Raw genomic sequence first — 22,195 nt, forward strand, 5'->3', positions numbered from 1 at the left:
GTTTAGATGCCGCGCAGTCTCAAGAAGGGGCCCTTCGTCGACGACCACCTGATCAAGAAGGTGGACGCCCAGAACGAAGCAGGCACCAAGAACGTCATCAAGACCTGGTCCCGTCGCTCGATGATCGTCCCGGCCATGCTGGGCCACACGATCGCGGTGCACAACGGCAAGACCCACGTCCCGGTGTTCGTCACCGAGTCCATGGTCGGCCACAAGCTCGGCGAGTTCTCGCCGACTCGCACCTTCCGCGGCCACGTCAAGGACGACCGGAAGTCGAAGCGCCGCTAATCGCGGGGTGGAACGACTATGACTTACACCGAAGGGACAACCATGGAAGCCAGGGCCCAGGCGCGGTACATCCGCGTCACGCCCATGAAGGCCCGCCGCGTGGTGGACCTCATCCGTGGCATGGACGCCACGGAGGCTCAGGCGGTCCTGCGTTTCGCCCCGCAGGCCGCGAGCGTGCCGGTCGGCAAGGTGCTGGACAGCGCCATCGCCAACGCCGCGCACAACTACGACCACACGGACGCCTCCTCGCTGTTCATCAGCGAGGCGTACGTCGACGAGGGCCCGACCCTGAAGCGGTTCCGTCCGCGCGCCCAGGGCCGTGCCTACCGGATCCGCAAGCGGACCAGCCACATCACCGTGGTCGTCAGCAGCAAGGAAGGAACCCGGTAATGGGCCAGAAGGTAAACCCGCACGGGTTCCGGCTCGGCATCACCACGGACTTCAAGTCCCGCTGGTACGCCGACAAGCTGTACAAGGACTACGTCAAGGAAGACGTCGCCATCCGTCGGATGATGACGTCCGGCATGGAGCGCGCCGGCATCTCCAAGGTCGAGATCGAGCGCACCCGTGACCGCGTGCGGGTGGACATCCACACCGCGCGTCCCGGCATCGTCATCGGCCGCCGTGGCGCCGAGGCCGACCGCATCCGCGGCGACCTCGAGAAGCTCACGGGCAAGCAGGTCCAGCTGAACATCCTCGAGGTCAAGAACCCCGAGGTCGACGCTCAGCTCGTGGCCCAGGCCGTTGCCGAGCAGCTGTCCTCCCGCGTCTCCTTCCGCCGCGCCATGCGCAAGAGCATGCAGTCGGCCATGAAGGCGGGCGCCAAGGGCATCAAGATCCAGTGTGGTGGCCGTCTCGGCGGCGCCGAGATGTCCCGCTCGGAGTTCTACCGCGAGGGCCGTGTGCCGCTGCACACGCTCCGCGCGAACGTCGAGTACGGCTTCTTCGAGGCCAAGACCACCTTCGGCCGCATCGGCGTGAAGGTCTGGATCTACAAGGGCGACGTCAAGAACATCGCCGAGGTCCGCGCCGAGAACGCCGCTGCCCGCGCCGGCAACCGCCCGGCCCGTGGTGGCTCCGACCGCCCGGCCCGTGGTGGCCGTGGTGGCGAGCGTGGCGGTCGCGGTCGCAAGCCGCAGCAGCAGTCGGCCCAGGGCGGCCAGCAGCAGTCGGCCGAGGCTCCCAAGGCCGACGCCCCCGCCGCTGCCGCTCCGGCTGCTGAGAGCACCGGAACGGAGGCCTGACCGAAATGCTGATCCCCCGTAGGGTCAAGCACCGCAAGCAGCACCACCCGAAGCGCAGCGGTATGTCCAAGGGTGGTACGCAGGTTGCGTTCGGCGAGTACGGCATCCAGGCACTCACCCCGGCGTACGTGACGAACCGTCAGATCGAGGCCGCTCGTATCGCGATGACCCGTCACATCAAGCGTGGCGGCAAGGTCTGGATCAACATCTACCCGGACCGCCCGCTGACGAAGAAGCCTGCCGAGACCCGCATGGGTTCCGGTAAGGGTTCGCCGGAGTGGTGGGTCGCGAACGTCAAGCCCGGTCGGGTGATGTTCGAGCTGTCCTACCCGAACGAGAAGATTGCTCGTGAGGCGCTCACCCGCGCTGCTCACAAGCTTCCGATGAAGTGCCGCATCGTTCGGCGCGAGGCAGGTGAGGCGTGATGTCGGCCGGAACCAAGGCGTCCGAGCTGCGCGAGCTGGGCAACGAGGAGCTTGTTGCCAAGCTCCGCGAGGCCAAGGAAGAGCTGTTCAACCTCCGCTTCCAGGCGGCGACCGGTCAGCTCGAGAACCACGGCCGGCTGAAGGCCGTCCGCAAGGACATCGCCCGGATCTACACCCTGATGCGTGAGCGCGAGCTGGGCATCGAGACGGTGGAGAACGCCTGATGAGCGAGAGCAACGTGACCGAGAACAAGACCGAGCGCGGATTCCGCAAGACCCGTGAGGGTCTGGTCGTCAGCGACAAGATGGACAAGACCGTCGTCGTCGCCGTCGAGGACCGTGTCAAGCACGCGCTGTACGGCAAGGTCATCCGCCGTACCAACAAGCTCAAGGCGCACGACGAGCAGAACGCCGCGGGTGTCGGCGACCGCGTCCTCCTGATGGAGACCCGGCCGCTGTCCGCGACGAAGCGCTGGCGCGTCGTCGAGATCCTCGAGAAGGCCAAGTAATTTTGCGGGGGCCCTCCCTGGAAGGGGAGTGCTCCCCCGCATGCCCCCCGCTGGGGGAACCCCTCCGGGGGCACTGCCCCAGCACTAAGTTCCGCCAGGCTCGGCGGGGACTGTCCCCTTCGGGACCAGTCCCCGCCGGGAACCGGCAGACGATCAGGAGATAGACGTGATCCAGCAGGAGTCGCGACTTCGCGTCGCCGACAACACTGGTGCCAAGGAGATCCTTTGCATCCGTGTTCTCGGTGGCTCGGGTCGCCGCTACGCGGGCATCGGTGACGTCATCGTCGCCACCGTCAAGGACGCGATCCCCGGTGGCAACGTGAAGAAGGGTGACGTCGTCAAGGCGGTCATCGTTCGCACCGTCAAGGAGCGCCGCCGCCAGGACGGCTCGTACATCCGCTTCGACGAGAACGCCGCCGTCATTCTGAAGAACGACGGCGACCCTCGCGGCACCCGTATCTTCGGCCCCGTGGGCCGTGAGCTGCGCGAGAAGAAGTTCATGAAGATCATCTCGCTCGCGCCGGAGGTGCTGTAAGCATGAAGATCAAGAAGGGCGACCTGGTCCAGGTCATCACCGGCAAGGACAAGGGCAAGCAGGGCAAGGTCATCGCCGCTTTCCCGCGCGAGGAGCGTGTCCTGGTCGAGGGTGTCAACCGGGTCAAGAAGCACACCAAGGCCAACCAGCCGGGCCGTGCCTCCCAGGCCGGCGGCATCGTGACCACCGAGGCCCCCATCCACGTCAGCAACGTGCAGCTCGTCGTGGAGAAGGACGGCAAGAAGGTCGTCACCCGCGTCGGCTACCGGTTTGACGACGAGGGCAACAAGATCCGCGTTGCCAAGCGGACCGGTGAGGACATCTGATGGCTACCACGACTGCGCCGCGTCTCAAGACGCGCTACCGCGAGGAAATCGTCGGCAAGCTGCGTGACGAGTTCAAGTACGAGAACGTCATGCAGGTCCCCGGTCTGGTCAAGATCGTGGTCAACATGGGTGTGGGCGACGCCGCCCGCGACTCCAAGCTGATCGAGGGCGCCATCCGCGACCTCACCACGATCACCGGTCAGAAGCCGGCCGTCACCAAGGCCCGTAAGTCCATCGCGCAGTTCAAGCTGCGTGAGGGCCAGCCGATCGGTGCCCACGTCACGCTCCGTGGCGACCGCATGTGGGAGTTCCTGGACCGCACCCTGTCGCTCGCGCTGCCGCGCATCCGCGACTTCCGCGGCCTCTCCCCCAAGCAGTTCGACGGCCGTGGCAACTACACCTTCGGTCTCACGGAGCAGGTCATGTTCCACGAGATCGACCAGGACAAGATCGACCGCGTCCGGGGTATGGACATCACCGTGGTCACCACGGCGACCAACGACGCTGAAGGCCGTGCCCTTCTCCGTCACCTCGGCTTCCCGTTCAAGGAGGCGTGAGCGAGATGGCGAAGAAGGCTCTGATTGCCAAGGCTGCTCGTAAGCCCAAGTTCGGTGTGCGTGCGTACACCCGCTGCCAGCGCTGCGGCCGTCCGCACTCCGTGTACCGCAAGTTCGGCCTGTGCCGCGTGTGCCTTCGTGAGATGGCTCACCGTGGCGAGCTGCCGGGCGTGACCAAGAGCTCCTGGTAGTCACCGCTTTCGCGGGACTACCCGAGGCTCTCGGTAAGCAACGGGTCGGCGGGGCCCTCCCTCACATGCCGTAGGCTTGTGGGGTTGGGCGCCCGCCGCCCTGAACGACTTACTACGCCGTAGGTCCCCGTGCCGCACCCGTCCCGCCCCTGTGCGGGGAGAGGGATGGCACATACAGGAAACCCCGGCGAGAGAGGCCGAAGGCCAATTCATGACCATGACTGATCCGATCGCGGACATGCTGACCCGTCTGCGTAACGCGAACTCGGCGTACCACGACTCCGTGACGATGCCGCACAGCAAGATCAAGTCGCACATCGCGGAGATCCTCCAGCAGGAGGGCTTCATCACGGGCTGGAAGGTCGAGGACGCCGAGGTCGGCAAGAACCTCGTCCTCGAGCTGAAGTTCGGCCCGAACCGTGAGCGCTCCATCGCGGGCATCAAGCGGATCTCCAAGCCCGGTCTCCGGGTCTACGCGAAGTCCACCAATCTGCCGAAGGTGCTCGGCGGCCTGGGCGTGGCCATCATCTCCACGTCGTACGGGCTCCTCACCGACAAGCAGGCCAGCAAGAAGGGTGTGGGCGGGGAAGTCCTCGCCTACGTCTGGTAGTCGGGAACGGAGGAGAAGAACAATGTCGCGTATCGGCAAGCTCCCCATCCCGGTTCCCGCCGGCGTGGACGTCACCATCGAGGGCCGCACGGTCACGGTCAAGGGTTCCAAGGGCACCCTGACCCACACCGTCGCCGCGCCGATCGAGATCGTTAAGGGCGAGGACGGCACCCTGCAGGTGTCCCGCCCGAACGACGAGCGTCAGAACAAGGCCCTGCACGGCCTGTCCCGCACGCTGGTGGCCAACATGATCACCGGTGTGACCCAGGGATACACGAAGGCGCTCGAGATCAGCGGTGTCGGTTACCGCGTCGCCGCGAAGGGCTCCAACCTGGAGTTCCAGCTCGGCTACAGCCACCCGATCCTGGTGGAGGCCCCCGAGGGCATCTCCTTCAAGGTCGAGTCGCCGACCAAGTTCTCGGTCGAGGGCATCGACAAGCAGAAGGTCGGCGAGGTCGCCGCGAACATCCGCAAGCTGCGCAAGCCCGACCCGTACAAGGCCAAGGGCGTGAAGTACGCGGGCGAGGTCATCCGCCGCAAGGTCGGAAAGGCTGGTAAGTAAGCCATGGCATACGGCGTGAAGATTGCCAAGGGCAAGGCCTACAAGGGCGCTTCCCTGAAGCGTCGCCACATCCGCATCCGCAAGAAGATCTCGGGTACGGCGGACCGTCCGCGTCTGGTCGTCACCCGGTCCAACCGCGGCATCACCGCTCAGGTCATCGACGACCTCAAGGGCCACACCGTGGCGTCGGCGTCCACCCTGGACGCTTCCATCCGCGGCGGCGAGGGCGACAAGTCGGCGAAGGCGAAGCAGGTCGGCCAGCTCGTGGCCGAGCGTGCGAAGGCCGCCGGTGTCGAGGCTGTCGTGTTCGACCGTGGCGGCAACCAGTACGCCGGGCGCATCGCCGCCCTGGCCGACGCCGCCCGCGAAGCCGGGCTCAAGTTCTGAGCCGCCCGTCGCGGCAGCGACTGAATGCTGCTGCGTAGCTAGCGGAAAAGAGAGAGGTAAATCCAATGGCTGGACCCCAGCGCCGCGGTAGCGGTGCCGGTGGCGGCGAGCGGCGGGACCGGAAGGGCCGTGACGGCGGCGCTGCTGCCGCCGAGAAGACCGCGTACGTTGAGCGCGTCGTCGCGATCAACCGCGTCGCCAAGGTTGTGAAGGGTGGTCGTCGCTTCAGCTTCACCGCGCTGGTCGTGGTGGGCGACGGTGACGGCACCGTGGGTGTCGGTTACGGCAAGGCCAAGGAGGTGCCGGCCGCCATCGCCAAGGGCGTTGAGGAGGCCAAGAAGCACTTCTTCAAGGTCCCGCGTATCCAGGGCACCATCCCGCACCCGATCACGGGCGAGAAGGCGGCGGGCGTCGTCCTGCTCAAGCCTGCTTCCCCCGGTACCGGTGTTATCGCCGGTGGCCCGGTGCGTGCCGTGCTCGAGTGCGCCGGCGTTCACGACATCCTGTCGAAGTCGCTCGGCTCGTCCAACGCGATCAACATCGTGCACGCGACGGTGGAGGCCCTGAAGGGTCTGCAGCGTCCCGAGGAGATCGCGGCCCGCCGCGGTCTGCCGCTCGAGGACGTCGCCCCCGCGGCTCTGCTTCGTGCGCGTGCCGGTGCGGGAGCGGGTGCGTGATGGCCCGCCTCAAGATCACGCAGACGAAGTCGTACATCGGCAGCAAGCAGAACCACCGTGACACGCTGCGTTCGCTTGGCCTGAAGAGGGTCAACGACGTGGTCGTCAAGGAGGACCGCCCCGAGTTCCGCGGAATGGTGCACACCGTCCGCCACCTCGTGACGGTCGAGGAGGTCGACTGATCATGGCGGAGCAGAACCCGCTGAAGATCCACAACCTCCGTCCCGCCCCCGGCGCCAAGACCGCCAAGACCCGTGTCGGTCGTGGTGAGGCGTCGAAGGGTAAGACGGCCGGTCGTGGTACCAAGGGCACGAAGGCCCGCTACCAGGTTCCGGAGCGCTTCGAGGGCGGCCAGATGCCGCTCCACATGCGCCTCCCGAAGCTGAAGGGCTTCAAGAACCCGTTCAAGACCGAGTACCAGGTCGTGAACCTGGACAAGCTCGCCGCCCTCTACCCCGAGGGTGGCGAGGTCACGGTCGCCGATCTGGTCGCCAAGGGCGCGGTTCGCAAGAACCAGCTCGTCAAGGTGCTCGGCCAGGGCGAGGTCTCCGTGGCGCTGCAGGTGACGGTCGACGCCGTCTCCGGCTCCGCCAAGGAGAAGATCACCGCCGCCGGCGGCACCGTCACCGAGCTCGTCTGAGACGAGCCGATGGCCTGAACACCAACCGGGGATGCTCTGAAACGGGGCATCCCCGGTTGGTCGTTCCAAGGGAGGCACACTCGCCGGTAAGGTGGCGTGCGTTGTTGCTGTTATCCCCGGGGGGCGACCCCCACGCCGTGACGGAGGCCCACCCGGTCCCCGGAGCGGTTCTTGTCTCATACGAATTCGTCGAACCTCAAGACCGTCACCTCTGACGCTTTGCGCGGGGGTCGCAGGAGGCACCGTGCTCACCGCGTTCGCCCGGGCGTTCAAGACGCCCGACCTGCGCAAGAAGCTGCTCTTCACGCTCGGCATCATCGTGCTGTACCGGCTCGGCGCACACATCCCGGTGCCCGGCGTCAGCTATGAGAACGTCCAGATCTGTGTGGACCAGGCCTCGAAGAACAACAGCAGCCTCTTCGGCCTCGTCAACATGTTCAGCGGCGGCGCGCTGCTGCAGATCACGATCTTCGCGCTCGGCATCATGCCGTACATCACGGCGAGCATCATCCTGCAACTGCTGACCGTGGTGATCCCGCGGCTGGAGGCCCTCAAGAAGGAGGGCCAGTCCGGCACAGCGAAGATCACGCAGTACACGCGTTACCTCACGGTCGCGCTGGCCGTGCTGCAGGGCACCGGCCTGGTGGCCACGGCCCGCAGTGGTGCGCTGTTCTCCGGCTGTCAGGTGGCCAACGAGATCGTTCCCGACCAGTCGATCTTCGTGACCGCCACCATGGTGATCACCATGACCGCCGGTACGGCCGTGGTCATGTGGCTCGGTGAGCTCATCACGGACCGGGGCATCGGCAACGGCATGTCCATCCTGATGTTCATCTCCATCGCCGCCGGCTTCCCCGGCGCGCTGTGGGCCATCAAGGAGAGCGGCAAGCTCGCCAAGGGCTGGATCGAGTTCGGCACGGTCATCCTGATCGGTTTCGTGATGGTGGCGCTCGTCGTCTTCGTCGAGCAGGCCCAGCGCCGCATCCCGGTCCAGTACGCGAAGCGCATGATCGGCCGCAGGTCGTACGGCGGTACGTCCACATACATCCCGCTCAAGGTGAACCAGGCGGGTGTGATTCCCGTCATCTTCGCGTCCTCGCTGCTCTACATCCCGGCGCTGATCGCGCAGTTCTCGAACTCGAACGCCGGATGGAAGACCTGGATCGAAGCCCACTTCGTCAAGGGCGACCACCCCTACTACATCGCGACGTACTTCCTTCTGATCGTGTTCTTCGCCTTCTTCTACGTGGCGATCTCGTTCAACCCCGAGGAAGTCGCGGACAACATGAAGAAGTATGGTGGCTTCATCCCGGGTATCCGGGCTGGTCGACCTACCGCCGAGTACCTGAGCTACGTGCTCAACCGGATCACCTGGCCGGGCTCGCTGTATCTGGGTCTGATCGCTCTCGTGCCGACGATGGCGTTGGCGGGCTTCGGTGGTGCGAACCAGAACTTCCCGTTCGGTGGCACCAGCATCCTCATCATCGTGGGTGTCGGTCTGGAGACCGTGAAGCAGATCGAGAGCCAGCTCCAGCAGCGCAACTACGAAGGGTTCCTCCGCTGATGCGAATCGTCCTCGTCGGGCCGCCCGGTGCCGGCAAGGGAACGCAGGCCGCGTTCCTTGCCAAGAACCTGTCGATCCCGCACATCTCCACGGGCGACCTGTTCCGGGCCAACATCAGCAAGGGCACGGACCTGGGCAAGCAGGCCAAGGCGTACATGGACGCCGGCAACCTGGTGCCGGACGAGGTCACCATCGGGATGGCGCGGGCCCGGATGGCACAGCCGGACGCCCAGAACGGATTCCTGCTGGACGGCTTCCCGCGGAACGTGTCGCAGGCCGAGGCCCTCGACGCGGCGCTGGCGTCGGACGGCGTGAAGCTGGACGCCGTCCTGGACCTGGAGGTCCCCGAGGACGAGGTCGTCAAGCGGATCGCGGGCCGCCGCATCTGCCGGAACGACAGTGCCCACGTCTTCCACGTCACCTACAGCGCGCCGAAGACCGAGGGCGTCTGCGACGTCTGCGGCGGAGAGCTGTACCAGCGCGACGACGACTCCGAGGAGACCGTGCGCAAGCGGCTCGAGGTCTACCACACGCAGACCGAGCCGATCATCGACCACTACCGGGCCCAGGGCCTGCTGGTGACCATCTCCGCGCTCGGCAAGGTCGACGAGGTGACGGAGCGCGCGATGGAGGCGCTGCAGAAGGACCGGGCCGCCCAGGCCTGACCCCGCAGTACCTCCGACCGGATCGCATACGGCCGCGGTGTCCCCAGGACGCCGCGGCCGTATCGTTGATTACCCAGGCATTCCGCCGAACCACTCTCCGACTCTGAAAGGCGCCGGCCCTCATGGTGCAGATCAAGACCCCCGAGCAGATCGCGAAGATGCGTGAGGCGGGACTGGTCGTCGCCGCCATCCACGCGGCGACCCGTGAAGCGGCGGTCCCCGGCGCCACGACGAAGGACCTGGACGACGTCGCCCGCAAGGTGATCGCCGACCACGGGGCGAAGTCGAACTTCCTGGGGTACGGCGGTTTCCCCGCCACCATCTGCACCTCGGTGAACGAGGTCGTCGTCCACGGCATCCCGGACGGGAAGACGGTTCTCAAGGACGGCGACATCATCTCCGTCGACGCCGGCGCGATCGTCGACGGCTGGCACGGCGACGCGGCGTTCACGGCGTTCGTGGGCGGCGGTCACGCTCCGGAGCTCGTCGAGCTGTCCCGGGTGACCGAGGAGTCCATGTGGGCCGGTATCGCCGCCATGAAGAACGGCAACCGGCTGGTCGACGTCTCCCGTGCGATCGAGACCTACATCCGCCGCCAGCCGAAGCCGGGCGGCGGCCGTTACGGGATCATCGAGGACTACGGCGGCCACGGCATCGGCACCGAGATGCACATGGACCCGCATCTGCTGAACTACGTCAGCCGCAAGCGCGGCAAGGGCCCGAAGCTGGTCCCCGGCTTCTGCCTGGCGATCGAGCCGATGGTGTCCCTCGGCACCCCGCACACCGAGGTGCTCTCCGACGACTGGACCGTGATCACTACGGACGGCACCTGGTCCTCGCACTGGGAGCACTCGGTGGCGCTGACCGAGGAGGGTCCGCTGGTGCTGACGGCCGTAGACGGCGGCCGGGCGAAGCTGGCGGAGCTGGGCGTCACGGCGGCGCCGGACCCCCTGGCCTGAGCCGGGCCGGGGACCACCCGAGCCGTGGACGGGGCGGAGGGGAGTCCCGGCGCCCCGGTTCTGCTTAAGGATCTCCCACCTTGGGCAAACTCCCCGGATTCGTCTTTTCCAGGGGCCTGACGTAGACTGATGCGTCGGTTCGCGTGTACCCGTATGCCCGCTTGCGGTCGAAGGGCGACAAGAGCCGATCAAGGTAGCCGATTCGAAGGGCGAAGCGTGGCCAAGAAGCAAGGTGCCATCGAGATCGAGGGCACCGTGATCGAGTCCCTGCCGAACGCCATGTTCAAGGTGGAGCTCCAGAACGGTCACAAGGTCCTCGCGCACATCTCCGGCAAGATGCGGATGCACTACATCCGAATCCTTCCGGACGACCGGGTCGTCGTGGAGCTCTCTCCGTACGACCTGACGCGTGGGCGGATCGTCTACCGCTACAAGTAGATCTTGCCCTCACCTCTCCCGAGGGGTGCTGGCACTGACCCGGAGAACCTCACATCCCATGAAGGTCAAGCCGAGCGTCAAGAAGATCTGCGACAAGTGCAAGGTGATCCGCCGCCACGGCCGGGTCATGGTCATCTGCGACAACCTGCGCCACAAGCAGCGCCAGGGCTGACGCACGCCGACCTGCACTTCGCAGATCTTCGCGCGACGCGAGCAAAACACGTTCACCAGCAGGGCCCGCCCAGTCCGCAAGGACCGGCGGCACCTCCGGCGGGGGCCGGGGACCGGGACGTACCACCTCTCCTTCGGGAGGGGTCGGCGGCCCGGGACGGTTCTGCTGCAGACCCCCGAACACCACAGGAGCCATTGAATGGCACGCGTTTCCGGTGTTGACATCCCGCGCGACAAGCGCGTGGAGGTCGCACTCACCTATGTCTTCGGCATCGGTCGCACCCTGGCGAAGGAGACCCTCGCCGCGACCGGTGTGAACCCGAACACCCGCGTTCGTGACCTGGCCGAAGAGGACCTCGTCAAGATCCGCGAGTACGTGGACGCCAACCTCAAGACCGAGGGTGACCTCCGTCGCGAGATCCAGGCCGACATCCGCCGCAAGGTCGAGATCGGCTGCTACCAGGGTCTGCGCCACCGCCGCGGTCTGCCGGTCCACGGCCAGCGCACCAGCACGAACGCCCGTACCCGCAAGGGTCCGCGTCGCGCCATCGCCGGCAAGAAGAAGCCGGGCAAGAAGTAGTCCTCAGCAGGACGCTCTACCAGCGGTCTTCGCTGTAGGACCGACCACCTCCACGGGAGAAATACATGCCCCCCAAGGGACGCCAGGGCGCCGTCAAGAAGGTGCGCCGCAAGGAAAAGAAGAACGTCGCTCACGGCCACGCGCACATCAAGAGCACGTTCAACAACACGATCGTCTCGATCACGGACCCCAGCGGCAACGTGATCTCCTGGGCCTCCGCCGGCCACGTCGGCTTCAAGGGCTCGCGCAAGTCCACCCCCTTCGCCGCGCAGATGGCCGCCGAGTCGGCCGCCCGCCGCGCGCAGGAGCACGGCATGCGCAAGGTCGACGTCTTCGTCAAGGGTCCGGGCTCCGGCCGTGAGACCGCGATCCGTTCCCTCCAGGCCACCGGTCTCGAGGTCGGCTCCATCCAGGACGTCACCCCGACGCCGCACAACGGCTGCCGTCCCCCCAAGCGCCGTCGCGTCTGACGCGTCGCCGCTGCACGGCTGACTCCGGGCGCCGCGTGTCCTGCACGTCACGCTCGGTCCGAGGCTTCGGGCGGTACGGCCCCTCGTGGGACGTGCCGCCCGTACCCTTGCAGTACGCAGTATTTTTGACAGCCGGGTCTCGGCCCGGTCGGGTCGGGCGTCAAATAGCGGGCGCCCATGACTGAAGGATCACAGACATGCTGATCGCTCAGCGTCCCTCGCTGACCGAAGAGGTCGTCGACGAGTATCGCTCCCGGTTCGTGATCGAGCCGCTGGAGCCGGGCTTCGGCTACACCCTCGGCAACTCCCTCCGCCGTACGCTCCTCTCCTCGATCCCGGGCGCGGCCGTCACGTCCATCCGGATCGACGGCGTCCTGCACGAGTTCACCACCGTGCCCGGCGTCAAGGAGGACGTCACCGACCTCATCCTGAACATCAAGCAGCTGGTCGTCTCCTCGGAGCACGACGAGCCGGTCGTGATGTACCTGCGCAAGCAGGGCCCGGGTCTGGTCACCGCCGCCGACATCGCGCCCCCGGCCGGTGTCGAGGTCCACAACCCCGATCTGGTCCTGGCCACGCTGAACGGCAAGGGCAAGCTGGAGATGGAGCTGACCGTCGAGCGCGGTCGCGGCTACGTCTCCGCCGTGCAGAACAAGCAGGTGGGTCAGGAGATCGGCCGGATCCCGGTCGACTCCATCTACTCCCCGGTGCTCAAGGTCACCTACAAGGTCGAGGCGACCCGTGTCGAGCAGCGCACCGACTTCGACAAGCTGATCGTCGACGTCGAGACCAAGCAGGCCATGCGCCCGCGCGACGCCATGGCGTCGGCCGGCAAGACCCTGGTCGAGCTGTTCGGTCTGGCGCGCGAGCTCAACATCGACGCCGAGGGCATCGACATGGGCCCGTCCCCGACGGACGCCGCCCTGGCCGCCGATCTGGCGCTGCCGATCGAGGAGCTGGAACTCACGGTCCGCTCCTACAACTGCCTCAAGCGCGAGGGCATCCACTCCGTGGGTGAGCTCGTCGCCCGCTCCGAGGCCGACCTCCTCGACATCCGCAACTTCGGTGCGAAGTCGATCGACGAGGTCAAGGCGAAGCTGGCCGGCATGGGCCTGGCCCTCAAGGACAGCCCGCCCGGATTCGACCCGACCGCCGCCGCCGACGCCTTCGGCGCGGACGACGACGCGGACGCCGGTTTCGTCGAGACCGAGCAGTACTGAGCACCTCCCGGCGGGGTGCGGGGCGCACGCCCCGCACCCCGCCGGGGTGGCTGCCTCCGGGGCCGCGGCCCCGGGCTCCGGGCGCGAGCCCGACACAGATGTCCCCGGCACCGCCGGGGGGTGCGCGAGGGGCGCGAGCCTCTCGCACAGGCTGACACCGGTACCTGATACGGCCGGTGCAGATCACAAGGAGAAGAACCATGCCGAAGCCCGCCAAGGGTGCCCGTCTGGGCGGCAGCGCCGCGCACGAGAAGCTGCTTCTCGCGAACCTCGCGAAGTCGCTCTTCGAGCACGGCCGCATCACCACGACCGAGGCCAAGGCCCGCCGCCTGCGCCCCGTCGCGGAGCGTCTGATCACGAAGGCGAAGAAGGGCGACATCCACAACCGTCGCCTGGTGCTGCAGACGATCACGGACAAGAGCATCGTCCACACGCTCTTCACCGAGATCGCCCCGCGCTACGCCGAGCGTCCGGGTGGCTACACCCGGATCACCAAGATCGGCAACCGCCGTGGTGACAACGCCCCGATGGCCGTGATCGAGCTCGTCGAGGGCGAGATCGCGAAGAAGGCCACCGTCGCCGAGGCCGAGGCCGCCGCCAAGCGCGCGGTCAAGGAGGCCGACGAGGCCAAGGCCGAGGAGACCAAGGCCGAGGACGCCGCCGAGGCTCCGGCCGAGGAGTCGAAGGACGCCTGAGGCGTTCCGAGACGGCTTTACGGCTGACGGACGGGCCCGTTCCCCACTACCGGGGGCGGGCCCGTTCCCTTGAGAGGACCTGAGAGGCATACGAGACGTGAGCGATGACGTGAGGCCCGGCTTCGTGCGGGTGCGGCTGGACCTGTCCTACGACGGCAGGGACTTCTCGGGCTGGGCCCGGCAGACGCGTGGGCAGCGGACGGTCCAGGGCGAGATCGAGGACGCGATCCGTACCGTCACCCGTTCACAGGACACGTACCAGCTGACCGTCGCCGGCCGCACGGACGCGGGGGTGCACGCCCGCGGCCAGGTCGCGCACGTCGACCTGCCGCAGGACCTCTGGGCCGAGCACCGGGAGAAGCTGCTGCGGCGGCTGGCCGGCCGGCTGCCCCACGACGTCCGGGTGTGGAAGGCCGAGGAGGCTCCCGCCGGCTTCAACGCCCGCTTCTCGGCGGTCTGGCGGCGCTACGCCTACCGCGTCACCGACCACCCGGCGGGCGTCGACCCGCTGCTGCGCGGGCATGTGCTGTGGCACGACCGGCCGTTGGACCTGGAAGCCATGAACGCCGCGGCCGAACGCCTCCTCGGGGAGCACGACTTCGCCGCGTACTGCAAGAAGCGTGAGGGGGCCACCACCATCCGGACGCTCCGGGAGCTGCGCTGGGAGCGCGACGCGTCCGGGATCCTGACCGCGACCGTGAAGGCCGACGCCTTCTGCCACAACATGGTCCGTTCGCTCGTCGGCGCGCTGCTGTTCGTCGGCGACGGCCACCGGCCGGCGGACTGGCCGGCGAAGGTCCTGGCCGCAGGTGTCCGTGACTCGGCGGTCCACGTCGTGCGGCCGCACGGGCTCACACTGGAGGAAGTCGGCTATCCCGCCGACGAACTGCTGGCCGCCAGGAACCTGGAGGCGCGGAACCGGCGCACGCTCCCGGCCCGGGGCGCGGGGGCGTCCGGCTGCTGTTGAGCCTGCGGCTGCCCGAACGGCAGCCGCCGCTCAGTCCTTCGCCCACGTCGTGAGGAGGCCCGACAGGGCCTTCGCCGCCTCCTTCGTCTCGGGGCCGCCGTCCCTGGCGTCGGGAGCGAGTTCCACATGGACGAACGTGGTGTGCCGGCGCTTTGCCTCCCTGCCCTGGACGTTCGTGGTGCTCGGGCTGCTGGCCGCGGCCGTGCTGTGGGCGACCGTGCAGCGGCCGCTGCTGCGGCTGTTCCTGGAGTCCCGCCGACTCGCCCGGGGCGATCTGACCCGGCCCGTCTCGGTGCCCCGCTGGGGGGAAGCCGCCCGGATCGGCGCCGCGCTGGAACGGCTGCGCGAGCAGCTGCGCGGCACGGGAGAGGACTCCGGCTCCGCACCCCAGGGCAGGAGCCGGTTCGGGACGCGCGGACCGCTGGTGCTGACGGCCGCTCTGCTGCTGCTGTGGTGCGTCCCCGTCGGTCTGCTGCTGAACCGCACCGACGGCTCGGTCAGCGTGCCCGCGGCCATGGTCAACGACCAGCGCGACCGCACCGACCTGATCGCCGACCGGGTCCGCCGGGCGCTGAACGAGGCCCAGGCCGACCTCGTCTCCACCTCCCGCCTGATCGATGCGGACAAGCCCGACGCCACCGCGAAGCTGCTGACCGACGCCCTGCGCAAGCACACCCGCTACCAGGCGCTGTACGTCGTGGGTGAGGGCGGCAAGGTCGTCGCCCGCGCCGGCGGCGACCCGCGTGCCTGGAGCGACGGCGAGGACCTGCCCCTGGTCCGGGTGTCCGGCAAGGGCGAGAAGAAGCCGGTGGTCCAGGTCGGCGCGCCGGTGCCGAAGCGCAAGGGCACGACCCTCGTCGGCGAGATGCGGGTGGAGTTCCTCAACTCGCTGCTGAAGCGGCCCGGCCTCGGTGAGGTCCGCGTCGTGAACGCCGACGCGGAGACCCTTGCAGCCAGTGACGGCTTCCTGGCCTTCGAGGAGCTGCCGAACGACGCGCTGCCCGACCTGGTCCGGGCCGCCGGAGTCCGGGTCGGCGCAGGCCCCGTCGAGAACGGCCTGCTCATCCGTGAAGGCAGCCGCGTCACCGTCGCTGCGGCAGCCCCCTTCTCCGGCGGCGGCATCGCGGCCGACATCGGCTGGACCGTCGTCAGCTGGCAGAACGCCGAGCGCTTCCAGATCGCCCCGTACGAGCGCGAGGATCGCAGCGTGCTGGCCGGGATGCTCGGGCTGGCCGCGATCGGCGTCTGCCTGGGCTGGGTGTACCTGGTCGTCGTGCGGCCCCTGCGGGCCCTGGCCGCCGCCGCCGAGAAGCTCGCCGACGGAGACCTCAAGACCGTGCACTACCCCCGCTACCAGGACGAGGTGGGTGCCGTCGTCCGCAGCCTGGAACTGCTTCGCCAGCAGTTGCAGGCCCACAGACACAACCAGGCGCGCCGGCCCGCCGACCGACGGCTCCGCGTCGGAGGAAGGTGACCGGCTGTGCTCTACCTCTACTTCGTCCTGCTCATCGGCGGGGTGTTCCTGCTCGCGGCAGGAATCGTCGAACAGCGCAGGCACTACGCCGCCCTGCACAGCATCCCGTCGCGGGTGCTCGTCAACGGCATCCGCGGCAAGTCCTCCATCACCCGGCTGTGCGCGGGTGCCCTGCGCGGCGGTGATCTGGTCACCGTCGCGAAGACGACGGGGACGGCCGCACGCTTCATCCACCCCGACGCGACCGAGGAGCCGGTCTACCGCAAGTTCGGCATCGCCAACGTGGTGGAGCAGATCGGCATCGTGCGCCGGGCGGCCACCTACCGGCCCGACGCTCTCGTCATCGAATGCATGGCCGTCATGCCGGCCCTGCAGGAGGTGAACCAGAGCAAACTGATCCGTTCCACGATCGGCGTCCTGTGCAACGTCCGCGAGGACCACCTCGCCGAGATGGGTCCCACCCTGGACGACGTGGCCCGGTCGCTCTGCCGCTCGATGCCGGAGAACGGCATCTGCGTCACCGCGGAGAAGGAGCGCTTCCACATCCTCCAGGAGGAGGCGGACGCCCGTAACTGCGAGCTGGTCTACGCCGACCCGGAGTCGGTCACCGACGCGGAGCTGCGCGGCTTCAGCTGGTTCACCTTCAAGGAGAACGTCGCCATCGCCCTGGTCGTGGCGGATCTCCTCGGTGTGGAACGCCAGGTCGCCCTCCAGGGCATGTACGACGCTCCTCCGGACCCCGGCGTCCTCTCCGTGGAGCGCTATGTCACGCCCGAGGGCAAGCGGCTCGCGTTCGCCAACGTCTTCGCGGCGAACGACCCCGAGTCCACCCTGATGAACATCAACCAGCTGCTCGACCTGGGGGCGATCAGCCGCCCGCTGAACGTCGTGATCAACTGTCGGCCCGACCGCGTGGAACGCAACGGGCAGATGGGTGAGATCATCCCCGATCTGAAGCCCGACAACGTCTTCGTCATCGGGCACCCCGCCAAGAGCGCCATCGACGCCATCCCCGCCGAGTGGCGCGACAGGGCGGTCGACCTCGGGGGCGAGCGGCCGTCGGCCGACGAGTTCATGCCGGCCCTGCTCGAGCGCATGTCCGACGGGTCCTCCCTCGTGGCCATCGGCAACATCCACGGCCAGGGCGAGGAACTGCTGGAGTACCTGGCCGAACTCCCGGCGGACGAGAGCGAGAGCGGCTCCGCGGGCGAGCCGCAGCGCCCGGCCGTCGCCGCGGCTTCCCAGCCGGCACGGCTGGACCCCTTCGCCTCGTACCCCGTGGCGTACGAGGAGCGCTACCAGGCGTCCCAGACCCAGGAGATTCCGGTGGTCCGCATCCCGGTCCAGCCGTCAGGACCGGACGCCGCCGGCCATCGGGCTCCGGAGCCGCAGGCCCGGCAGCAGTGGGGCCAGCCCGCCCGGGCCGGGGCCCGGCAGCAGTGGGACCACCAGGCCCAGGCCCAGGAGCAGTGGGACCACCAGGCCCGGCAGCAGTGGGACCAGCAGACCGAGGGGTGGCAGGCGTGGCCGCACGCCGACGACCCGCACGGCCGGCCCCACCACCCGACCGAGGGCGGCGGCGTGCCCCCGCGCCCCTGACCCTCGCGGCCCCGGCCGCCTTCGCCGCGCCATGCCCGAAATCCGTACACCTGCCCGGAGACCCCGTTGACCACCGCTGCCCTGACCCCCGAGATGGCCGCCCTGGGCATCGCCATAGGTCTGTTCTTCTCACTGCTGTGCTACCTCACCACCAATCTGTCCCCCGGCGGAATGATCACCCCGGGCTGGCTCGCGCTGACGCTCATCGAGGATCTGCAGCGGGCCGCCATGGTGGTCGGTGTCACCGCCCTGACCTACGCGGGGACCAAGGTCATGCAGCGGCTGGTGATCCTCTACGGCAAGCGCCTGTTCGCGGCGGTGGTGCTGCTGGGCGTGCTGCTGCAGGCCACCGTGATGATCGTGCTCTCGATCGAGTTCCCGCTGCTGTACGGAAACCAGACCCTCGGGTTCATCGTGCCCGGCCTGATCGCCTACCAGTTGGTGCGCCAGCCCAAGGGGCCCACCCTGCTGGCCACGGGCACCGTATCCCTCATGGCCTACATCGTCGTCGCCGCCGGCCTGCTGCTCGGCGTCATGCCCGCCGTCTGAGAATCGAGGAAGAACCAGCGATGGCAGGAAAGAAGAAGTCGCGCCCGGTCGTCTCGGGCCTGGTGGTGCTCGGGCTCGTCGCCGTGTCCGGGTACCTCACGGTGGAGCTGCGCAAGCAGGAGGAGCAGGGGGTCACGGAGGTCCGGAACGTCGGGGTCCTCAACGGGACCCGCGGCTCGGGCACTCCGTCCGAGGGCAAGGGCGAGGAGACCTGGTCGCGGCTGGAGAACCCCGCACGCAGCGTTCTTCGCGGCTCCGACGGCAAGGTCAAGGCGGTGCTGACCGACGGGGCGCGCACCGCGACCCTGACCGGACCGGCGCGCACCTTCGAGGAACCGGCCGCCACGGCGTCCAAGGTCTCCACCACCGACTGGGTGCGGCTCATGCCGGAACCCTGGACCGAGGGCGCGCAGAAGGAGAAGTGGTTCAAGGACTGGTACGCGGAGAACAGGGACAGCAAGGAGGACGACGTCTTCGCCTTCGCCTTCCAGTACGTGGCGGGCGCACCCCAGAAGAAGGACGAGCAGGGCATCGCCTTCCGCGGCGACGCGAACTTCGGTCCGCTGAACACCTCGGGTGCCGAGGGCGGCGACCTGCGTCTGGAGCAGTCCGACTTCTACGACTACCTCGGCGTCCCGTACCCCTTCCGCGACGGCGTCACCGGCTCGCCGGAGGCCATGCGCGCGCTCCCTGGACTGCTCGGGATACATCCGCATGGTGCTGGGCTACCGAGCGCGCTACCCGCTGATGTCCTCCGACAAGTCCGGCGACGGCCTCCCGCGCACCGCGAACGGCATGGCCCGCTCGAAGCGGGGCGTCGACGTCCTGCCGCTCACCGGTGTGTCGGTGAAGGACCGCCCGTCCGCCATCGACCAGCTCCAGCCGGGCGACCTCGTCTTCTTCAAGCTCGACGCGCGCACCAACGAGCGGCTGGACCACGTGGGCATGGTCCTCGGCTACGACACCGAGGGCCACCTGATCTTCATCTCCAGCCGCGAGGAGATCAACGGGCCCACCATCGGCGACATCGGCGGCGTCTCCCGCCTGGACGGCAACGGCTACTACGCGAAGACGCTGCGCAGCGCCAAGCGCCTGTGACGTGACGCGGTGCCGGTGCGGCGTGCCGCCCGTGCCGGCCCGCGCCACGGGGGCGCCCGCCGACGCTCCGGCGGTGCCCCGGACCGGCCCGGCCGTCAGCCCGCCGGGGCCGTGGCCGCCGCGGACGCCTGCATCTCGCCGCGGCGCACGATCTGGCGGAACGTGAACTCCGCGAGGTCGTCGCCCGGCTGGAACGCCTTGCTGTCGCCCTTGGTGACGGACTTTCCGCTGACATAACCGGTGGCGGTGAAGTAGGCGTACCGGCCGTAGGAGTTGCCCACGAAGCGGCACACCGGCCCGCCCTTGCAGAAGGCGGCGACGCCCGAGCCGGAGAGCGGGGCGATGCTGCGGGCGGACTGCTTCGCGGCCGCCTGGGCCTGCGCCTCGGTCGGGAAGACGGCGACGCCGATGGTCACGGCCACGCCGTCCTTGGTGTACGTGGCGCGGATGACCTGGTCGCAGCCGTGCGAGCGGAGCGCCGTGCCCAGCGAGGCCTGGGTCGCGGAGGCGCAGTTCGTGGTGCGGGCCGTGGGGCCCTTGGCGTAGACCCGGTCGCCCATCGTGAGCTTCTTCCCCGGGAACAGGGTGTCGGCGCTCAGCGGCGCGGTGTCCTTCTTCGCGCTGGAGATGAAGTCCTTGGGGTTCGGCGGCGGCGGGGGAGCGACCGTCGAGAACGACGGCTCCGGCTGTGTGGTCTCGTTCGGCAGCTCGGGAGCCGTGGGCAGGTCACTGGCGTTCTTGCCGGAGGACGACGCGTCGTTGGTGAAGACGACGGCCGTGGCCACGATCGCGGCGACGGCGGCCGTCGCGACACCACCCGCCCCGATGAGCAGCCACCTCCTGCGGCGGGCCCGCGCGGCGGAGGCGTCGGCCAGCGCCGCCCAGTCGGGCGTCGACGACGGAGGCTCTCCGTAGGACTCGTACGGCTGCCGCGGCTCCTGCGGCCACTGCGATCCCCCAAAGCTCATGCCGCGCATCCTAAACCTGTTGGGCGTGAGCATGTCCTGCGGTGACAATGCCCACCATGGGACATCTCGAGGCCGCGCATCTGGAGTACTTCCTCCCGGACGGGCGGGTGCTGCTCGGCGACGTCTCGTTCCGGGTGGGGGAGGGGTCGGTCGTCGCCCTGGTCGGGGCGAACGGCGCGGGCAAGACGACCCTCCTGCGGTTGCTCTCCGGCGAGCTGAAGCCGCACGGCGGCACGGTGTCGGTGAGCGGCGGCCTCGGAGTGATGCCGCAGTTCGTGGGTTCCGCGGGGGCGCCTCCCGCGCCCGGAGGGCAACGGGGGAGCGACGAGCACACGGTCCGGGACCTGCTGGTCTCGGTGGCGCCGCCCAGGATCAGGGACGCGGCCCGCGCGGTCGACGAGGCCGAGCGCCAGATCATGACCGTCGACGACGAGGCCGCGCAGATGCGGTACGCGCAGGCGCTCAGCGACTGGGCCGAGGTGCAGGGGTACGAGGCCGAGACCGTCTGGGACATGTGCACCACGGCCGCGCTCGGTGTTCCCTACGAGAAGGCCCAGTGGCGCCTGGTGCGCACGCTGTCCGGCGGTGAGCAGAAGCGGCTGGTGCTGGAGGCGCTGCTGCGCGGCCCGGACGAGGTGCTGCTGCTCGACGAACCGGACAACTATCTGGACGTACCGGGCAAGCGCTGGCTGGAGGACCGGCTGGGGGAGACCCGCAAGACCGTGCTCTTCGTCTCCCACGACCGGGAGCTGCTGGCCAGGGCCGCGCAGAAGATCGTGGCCGTTGAGCCGGGGCCCGCGGGCAGCGACGTCTGGGTCCACGGCGGCGGCTTCGGCACCTTCCACGAGGCCCGGCGGGAGCGGTTCGCGCGCTTCGAGGAGCTGAAGCGGCGCTGGGAGGAGGAGCACGCCCGGCTGAAGGCCCTGGTCCACAAGCTGCGCCAGCAGGCGGCGATCAGTCCGGACATGGCGTCGCGGTACCGCGCGATGCAGACGCGGTTCAGGAAGTTCGAGGAGGCCGGCCCGCCTCCGGAGCCGCCGCGCGAGCAGGACATCCGGATGCGGCTGCGCGGCGGCCGGACCGGCGTACGGGCCGTGACCTGCGAGGGCCTGGAGCTGACGGGGCTGATGGAACCCTTCTCGCTGGAGGTCTTCTACGGCGAGCGGGTCGCGGTGCTCGGCTCGAACGGCTCTGGCAAGTCCCACTTCCTGCGGCTGCTCGCGGGGGAGGACGTGGCCCACACGGGGGCGTGGAGGCTGGGCGCCCGGGTGGTGCCCGGGCACTTCGCGCAGACCCACGCGCACCCGGAACTGCTCGGCCGCACGCTCGTCGACATCCTGTGGACCGAGCACGCCAAGGACCGCGGCGGCGCGATGAGTGCCCTGCGCCGCTACGAGCTGGAGCGCCAGGGCGACCAGACGTTCGACCGGCTCTCGGGAGGGCAGCAGGCCCGCTTCCAGATCCTGCTGCTGGAGCTGCGCGGCGCGACCGCGCTGCTGCTGGACGAGCCGACCGACAACCTGGACCTGGAGTCCGCGGAGGCGCTGCAGGAGGGCCTGGAGGCGTACGAGGGCACGGTGCTCGCGGTGACGCACGACCGCTGGTTCGCCCGGTCCTTCGACCGCTTCCTCGTCTTCGGCTCGGACGGGGTGGTCAGGGAGGCGCCGGAGCCGGTCTGGGACGAGCGCAGGGTGGTCCGGGCGCGGTAGCGGAGGCCCCGGGGCCTCCGTGCCGGGCCGCGCCGCCGGGCCGGGGGCGTTTTGACCCGTGCGGGGGAGCGCGGGTATTCTGCTGGTTCGTTATGCGTATTGGCTTGCTCTATCTCACG

The 22,195-nt window shown here is 68.8% G+C and carries 30 protein-coding genes and 2 pseudogenes; 31 read left to right on the forward strand and 1 reads right to left on the reverse strand.

Going from position 1 to position 22,195, the window contains the following annotated elements; genetic code table 11:
* The first annotated feature begins 6 nt into the window (after positions 1-6).
* From rpsS to QMZ92_RS06240, 30 genes and pseudogenes are all read left to right on the forward strand, one after another.
* Positions 7-288 carry a 30S ribosomal protein S19 gene (gene rpsS / locus QMZ92_RS06095; protein ID WP_017949661.1) on the forward strand — a complete coding sequence of 94 codons (282 nt, stop codon included), beginning with the start codon at positions 7-9 and terminating at the stop codon, positions 286-288.
* A 42-nt stretch (positions 289-330) separates the two neighbouring features.
* Positions 331-678: a 50S ribosomal protein L22 gene (rplV, locus tag QMZ92_RS06100; RefSeq protein WP_009327087.1), complete on the forward strand. Its 348-nt coding sequence runs from the start codon at positions 331-333 to the stop codon at positions 676-678.
* A complete protein-coding gene (gene rpsC, locus QMZ92_RS06105) occupies positions 678-1,532 on the forward strand; it encodes a 30S ribosomal protein S3 (protein WP_138053660.1) in 855 nt (284 codons plus the stop codon). The genes rplV and rpsC overlap by 1 nt, the downstream gene beginning before the upstream one ends.
* 5 nt (positions 1,533-1,537) lie before the next feature.
* The gene (rplP, locus tag QMZ92_RS06110) at positions 1,538-1,957 is read left to right on the forward strand and encodes a 50S ribosomal protein L16 (protein WP_017949658.1); all 420 of its coding nucleotides are present in this window, start codon (positions 1,538-1,540) and stop codon (positions 1,955-1,957) included.
* Entirely contained in the window at positions 1,957-2,181 is a 225-nt protein-coding gene (gene rpmC / locus QMZ92_RS06115; RefSeq protein WP_030759371.1) for a 50S ribosomal protein L29, read from the forward strand. Before rplP ends, rpmC begins: the two co-directional genes overlap by 1 nt.
* Positions 2,181-2,465 (forward strand): 30S ribosomal protein S17, encoded by a 285-nt coding sequence (gene rpsQ, locus QMZ92_RS06120; protein WP_093656384.1) that lies wholly within the window; start codon positions 2,181-2,183, stop codon positions 2,463-2,465. Before rpmC ends, rpsQ begins: the two co-directional genes overlap by 1 nt.
* A 166-nt stretch (positions 2,466-2,631) precedes the next feature.
* Entirely contained in the window at positions 2,632-3,000 is a 369-nt protein-coding gene (rplN, locus tag QMZ92_RS06125; protein ID WP_003956455.1) for a 50S ribosomal protein L14, read from the forward strand.
* A gap of 2 nt (positions 3,001-3,002) precedes the next feature.
* Positions 3,003-3,326 (forward strand): 50S ribosomal protein L24, encoded by a 324-nt coding sequence (gene rplX, locus QMZ92_RS06130; RefSeq protein ID WP_283296195.1) that lies wholly within the window; start codon positions 3,003-3,005, stop codon positions 3,324-3,326.
* On the forward strand, positions 3,326-3,883 hold the full coding sequence (rplE, locus tag QMZ92_RS06135) for a 50S ribosomal protein L5 (protein WP_123188895.1): 558 nt from the start codon (positions 3,326-3,328) through the stop codon (positions 3,881-3,883). Before rplX ends, rplE begins: the two co-directional genes overlap by 1 nt.
* A gap of 5 nt (positions 3,884-3,888) precedes the next feature.
* On the forward strand, positions 3,889-4,074 hold the full coding sequence (locus tag QMZ92_RS06140; RefSeq protein ID WP_003956452.1) for a type Z 30S ribosomal protein S14: 186 nt from the start codon (positions 3,889-3,891) through the stop codon (positions 4,072-4,074).
* Positions 4,075-4,285: 211 nt separating this feature from the next.
* Positions 4,286-4,684: a 30S ribosomal protein S8 gene (rpsH, locus tag QMZ92_RS06145; protein WP_283296196.1), complete on the forward strand. Its 399-nt coding sequence runs from the start codon at positions 4,286-4,288 to the stop codon at positions 4,682-4,684.
* A gap of 22 nt (positions 4,685-4,706) precedes the next feature.
* The gene (rplF, locus tag QMZ92_RS06150; protein WP_018889344.1) at positions 4,707-5,246 is read left to right on the forward strand and encodes a 50S ribosomal protein L6; all 540 of its coding nucleotides are present in this window, start codon (positions 4,707-4,709) and stop codon (positions 5,244-5,246) included.
* Between the two features lie 3 nt (positions 5,247-5,249).
* Positions 5,250-5,633 (forward strand): 50S ribosomal protein L18, encoded by a 384-nt coding sequence (rplR, locus tag QMZ92_RS06155; RefSeq protein ID WP_138053658.1) that lies wholly within the window; start codon positions 5,250-5,252, stop codon positions 5,631-5,633.
* A gap of 65 nt (positions 5,634-5,698) precedes the next feature.
* Positions 5,699-6,310: a 30S ribosomal protein S5 gene (gene rpsE, locus QMZ92_RS06160; protein WP_093656378.1), complete on the forward strand. Its 612-nt coding sequence runs from the start codon at positions 5,699-5,701 to the stop codon at positions 6,308-6,310.
* On the forward strand, positions 6,310-6,492 hold the full coding sequence (gene rpmD / locus QMZ92_RS06165) for a 50S ribosomal protein L30 (RefSeq protein WP_071273185.1): 183 nt from the start codon (positions 6,310-6,312) through the stop codon (positions 6,490-6,492). The genes rpsE and rpmD overlap by 1 nt, the downstream gene beginning before the upstream one ends.
* A gap of 2 nt (positions 6,493-6,494) precedes the next feature.
* The gene (gene rplO / locus QMZ92_RS06170; RefSeq protein WP_017949648.1) at positions 6,495-6,950 is read left to right on the forward strand and encodes a 50S ribosomal protein L15; all 456 of its coding nucleotides are present in this window, start codon (positions 6,495-6,497) and stop codon (positions 6,948-6,950) included.
* A 244-nt stretch (positions 6,951-7,194) separates the two neighbouring features.
* The gene (gene secY, locus QMZ92_RS06175) at positions 7,195-8,514 is read left to right on the forward strand and encodes a preprotein translocase subunit SecY (RefSeq protein ID WP_093656374.1); all 1,320 of its coding nucleotides are present in this window, start codon (positions 7,195-7,197) and stop codon (positions 8,512-8,514) included.
* The gene (locus QMZ92_RS06180) at positions 8,514-9,179 is read left to right on the forward strand and encodes an adenylate kinase (protein ID WP_283296197.1); all 666 of its coding nucleotides are present in this window, start codon (positions 8,514-8,516) and stop codon (positions 9,177-9,179) included. Before secY ends, QMZ92_RS06180 begins: the two co-directional genes overlap by 1 nt.
* A 122-nt stretch (positions 9,180-9,301) precedes the next feature.
* A complete protein-coding gene (gene map, locus QMZ92_RS06185) occupies positions 9,302-10,138 on the forward strand; it encodes a type I methionyl aminopeptidase (protein WP_283296198.1) in 837 nt (278 codons plus the stop codon).
* Between the two features lie 216 nt (positions 10,139-10,354).
* Positions 10,355-10,576 (forward strand): translation initiation factor IF-1, encoded by a 222-nt coding sequence (gene infA / locus QMZ92_RS06190; RefSeq protein ID WP_003956442.1) that lies wholly within the window; start codon positions 10,355-10,357, stop codon positions 10,574-10,576.
* Positions 10,577-10,634: 58 nt separating this feature from the next.
* Positions 10,635-10,748: a 50S ribosomal protein L36 gene (rpmJ, locus tag QMZ92_RS06195; protein ID WP_003956441.1), complete on the forward strand. Its 114-nt coding sequence runs from the start codon at positions 10,635-10,637 to the stop codon at positions 10,746-10,748.
* A 198-nt stretch (positions 10,749-10,946) separates the two neighbouring features.
* Positions 10,947-11,327 (forward strand): 30S ribosomal protein S13, encoded by a 381-nt coding sequence (gene rpsM, locus QMZ92_RS06200; RefSeq protein WP_093656368.1) that lies wholly within the window; start codon positions 10,947-10,949, stop codon positions 11,325-11,327.
* Positions 11,328-11,392: 65 nt separating this feature from the next.
* Positions 11,393-11,797, forward strand: coding sequence for a 30S ribosomal protein S11 (rpsK, locus tag QMZ92_RS06205; RefSeq protein ID WP_017949643.1), 405 nt, complete (start codon positions 11,393-11,395; stop codon positions 11,795-11,797).
* A gap of 197 nt (positions 11,798-11,994) precedes the next feature.
* Positions 11,995-13,017, forward strand: coding sequence for a DNA-directed RNA polymerase subunit alpha (locus QMZ92_RS06210; protein WP_003956430.1), 1,023 nt, complete (start codon positions 11,995-11,997; stop codon positions 13,015-13,017).
* Between the two features lie 200 nt (positions 13,018-13,217).
* Complete coding sequence (rplQ, locus tag QMZ92_RS06215) at positions 13,218-13,712, forward strand: 50S ribosomal protein L17 (RefSeq protein ID WP_269728889.1); 495 nt, start codon at positions 13,218-13,220, stop codon at positions 13,710-13,712.
* 97 nt (positions 13,713-13,809) lie between these two features.
* On the forward strand, positions 13,810-14,679 hold the full coding sequence (gene truA, locus QMZ92_RS06220; protein ID WP_283296199.1) for a tRNA pseudouridine(38-40) synthase TruA: 870 nt from the start codon (positions 13,810-13,812) through the stop codon (positions 14,677-14,679).
* A gap of 175 nt (positions 14,680-14,854) precedes the next feature.
* Positions 14,855-16,153, forward strand: a pseudogene (locus QMZ92_RS06225) (cache domain-containing protein); the annotation flags it as partial.
* Between the two features lie 6 nt (positions 16,154-16,159).
* Positions 16,160-17,752, forward strand: coding sequence for a poly-gamma-glutamate synthase PgsB (pgsB, locus tag QMZ92_RS06230; RefSeq protein WP_283296201.1), 1,593 nt, complete (start codon positions 16,160-16,162; stop codon positions 17,750-17,752).
* A gap of 66 nt (positions 17,753-17,818) precedes the next feature.
* Positions 17,819-18,301, forward strand: coding sequence for a poly-gamma-glutamate biosynthesis protein PgsC/CapC (locus QMZ92_RS06235; RefSeq protein ID WP_283296202.1), 483 nt, complete (start codon positions 17,819-17,821; stop codon positions 18,299-18,301).
* Positions 18,302-18,321: 20 nt separating this feature from the next.
* Positions 18,322-19,399 (forward strand): annotated as a pseudogene (locus QMZ92_RS06240) (C40 family peptidase).
* Positions 19,400-19,494: 95 nt separating this feature from the next.
* On the opposite strand, the gene QMZ92_RS06245 reads toward QMZ92_RS06240, so the two are convergent.
* Positions 19,495-20,367, reverse strand: coding sequence for a hypothetical protein (locus tag QMZ92_RS06245; protein WP_283296203.1), 873 nt, complete (start codon positions 20,365-20,367; stop codon positions 19,495-19,497).
* Between the two features lie 56 nt (positions 20,368-20,423).
* On the opposite strand from QMZ92_RS06245, the gene QMZ92_RS06250 reads away from it, so the two are divergent.
* Positions 20,424-22,076: an ABC-F family ATP-binding cassette domain-containing protein gene (locus tag QMZ92_RS06250; RefSeq protein WP_283296204.1), complete on the forward strand. Its 1,653-nt coding sequence runs from the start codon at positions 20,424-20,426 to the stop codon at positions 22,074-22,076.
* The last annotated feature ends 119 nt before the right edge of the window (positions 22,077-22,195 follow it).

It is taken from the genome of Streptomyces sp. HNM0645, assembly GCF_030056615.1.
In the GTDB taxonomy this organism is placed as follows: domain Bacteria; phylum Actinomycetota; class Actinomycetes; order Streptomycetales; family Streptomycetaceae; genus Streptomyces; species Streptomyces marianii.

What these genes read in the sequence shown, in the direction of transcription:
- rpsS (WP_017949661.1), top strand. Translation starts at nt 7, where the DNA reads ATGCCGCGCAGTCTCAAGAAGGGGCCCTTCGTCGACGACCACCTGATC.
- rplV (WP_009327087.1), top strand. Translation starts at nt 331, where the DNA reads ATGGAAGCCAGGGCCCAGGCGCGGTACATCCGCGTCACGCCCATGAAG.
- rpsC (WP_138053660.1), top strand. Translation starts at nt 678, where the DNA reads ATGGGCCAGAAGGTAAACCCGCACGGGTTCCGGCTCGGCATCACCACG.
- rplP (WP_017949658.1), top strand. Translation starts at nt 1,538, where the DNA reads ATGCTGATCCCCCGTAGGGTCAAGCACCGCAAGCAGCACCACCCGAAG.
- rpmC (WP_030759371.1), top strand. Translation starts at nt 1,957, where the DNA reads ATGTCGGCCGGAACCAAGGCGTCCGAGCTGCGCGAGCTGGGCAACGAG.
- rpsQ (WP_093656384.1), top strand. Translation starts at nt 2,181, where the DNA reads ATGAGCGAGAGCAACGTGACCGAGAACAAGACCGAGCGCGGATTCCGC.
- rplX (WP_283296195.1), top strand. Translation starts at nt 3,003, where the DNA reads ATGAAGATCAAGAAGGGCGACCTGGTCCAGGTCATCACCGGCAAGGAC.
- rplE (WP_123188895.1), top strand. Translation starts at nt 3,326, where the DNA reads ATGGCTACCACGACTGCGCCGCGTCTCAAGACGCGCTACCGCGAGGAA.
- QMZ92_RS06140 (WP_003956452.1), top strand. Translation starts at nt 3,889, where the DNA reads ATGGCGAAGAAGGCTCTGATTGCCAAGGCTGCTCGTAAGCCCAAGTTC.
- rpsH (WP_283296196.1), top strand. Translation starts at nt 4,286, where the DNA reads ATGACCATGACTGATCCGATCGCGGACATGCTGACCCGTCTGCGTAAC.
- rplF (WP_018889344.1), top strand. Translation starts at nt 4,707, where the DNA reads ATGTCGCGTATCGGCAAGCTCCCCATCCCGGTTCCCGCCGGCGTGGAC.
- rplR (WP_138053658.1), top strand. Translation starts at nt 5,250, where the DNA reads ATGGCATACGGCGTGAAGATTGCCAAGGGCAAGGCCTACAAGGGCGCT.
- rpsE (WP_093656378.1), top strand. Translation starts at nt 5,699, where the DNA reads ATGGCTGGACCCCAGCGCCGCGGTAGCGGTGCCGGTGGCGGCGAGCGG.
- rpmD (WP_071273185.1), top strand. Translation starts at nt 6,310, where the DNA reads ATGGCCCGCCTCAAGATCACGCAGACGAAGTCGTACATCGGCAGCAAG.
- rplO (WP_017949648.1), top strand. Translation starts at nt 6,495, where the DNA reads ATGGCGGAGCAGAACCCGCTGAAGATCCACAACCTCCGTCCCGCCCCC.
- QMZ92_RS06180 (WP_283296197.1), top strand. Translation starts at nt 8,514, where the DNA reads ATGCGAATCGTCCTCGTCGGGCCGCCCGGTGCCGGCAAGGGAACGCAG.
- map (WP_283296198.1), top strand. Translation starts at nt 9,302, where the DNA reads ATGGTGCAGATCAAGACCCCCGAGCAGATCGCGAAGATGCGTGAGGCG.
- rpmJ (WP_003956441.1), top strand. Translation starts at nt 10,635, where the DNA reads ATGAAGGTCAAGCCGAGCGTCAAGAAGATCTGCGACAAGTGCAAGGTG.
- rpsM (WP_093656368.1), top strand. Translation starts at nt 10,947, where the DNA reads ATGGCACGCGTTTCCGGTGTTGACATCCCGCGCGACAAGCGCGTGGAG.
- rpsK (WP_017949643.1), top strand. Translation starts at nt 11,393, where the DNA reads ATGCCCCCCAAGGGACGCCAGGGCGCCGTCAAGAAGGTGCGCCGCAAG.
- QMZ92_RS06210 (WP_003956430.1), top strand. Translation starts at nt 11,995, where the DNA reads ATGCTGATCGCTCAGCGTCCCTCGCTGACCGAAGAGGTCGTCGACGAG.
- rplQ (WP_269728889.1), top strand. Translation starts at nt 13,218, where the DNA reads ATGCCGAAGCCCGCCAAGGGTGCCCGTCTGGGCGGCAGCGCCGCGCAC.
- QMZ92_RS06245 (WP_283296203.1), bottom strand. Translation starts at nt 20,367, where the DNA reads ATGAGCTTTGGGGGATCGCAGTGGCCGCAGGAGCCGCGGCAGCCGTAC.
- QMZ92_RS06250 (WP_283296204.1), top strand. Translation starts at nt 20,424, where the DNA reads ATGGGACATCTCGAGGCCGCGCATCTGGAGTACTTCCTCCCGGACGGG.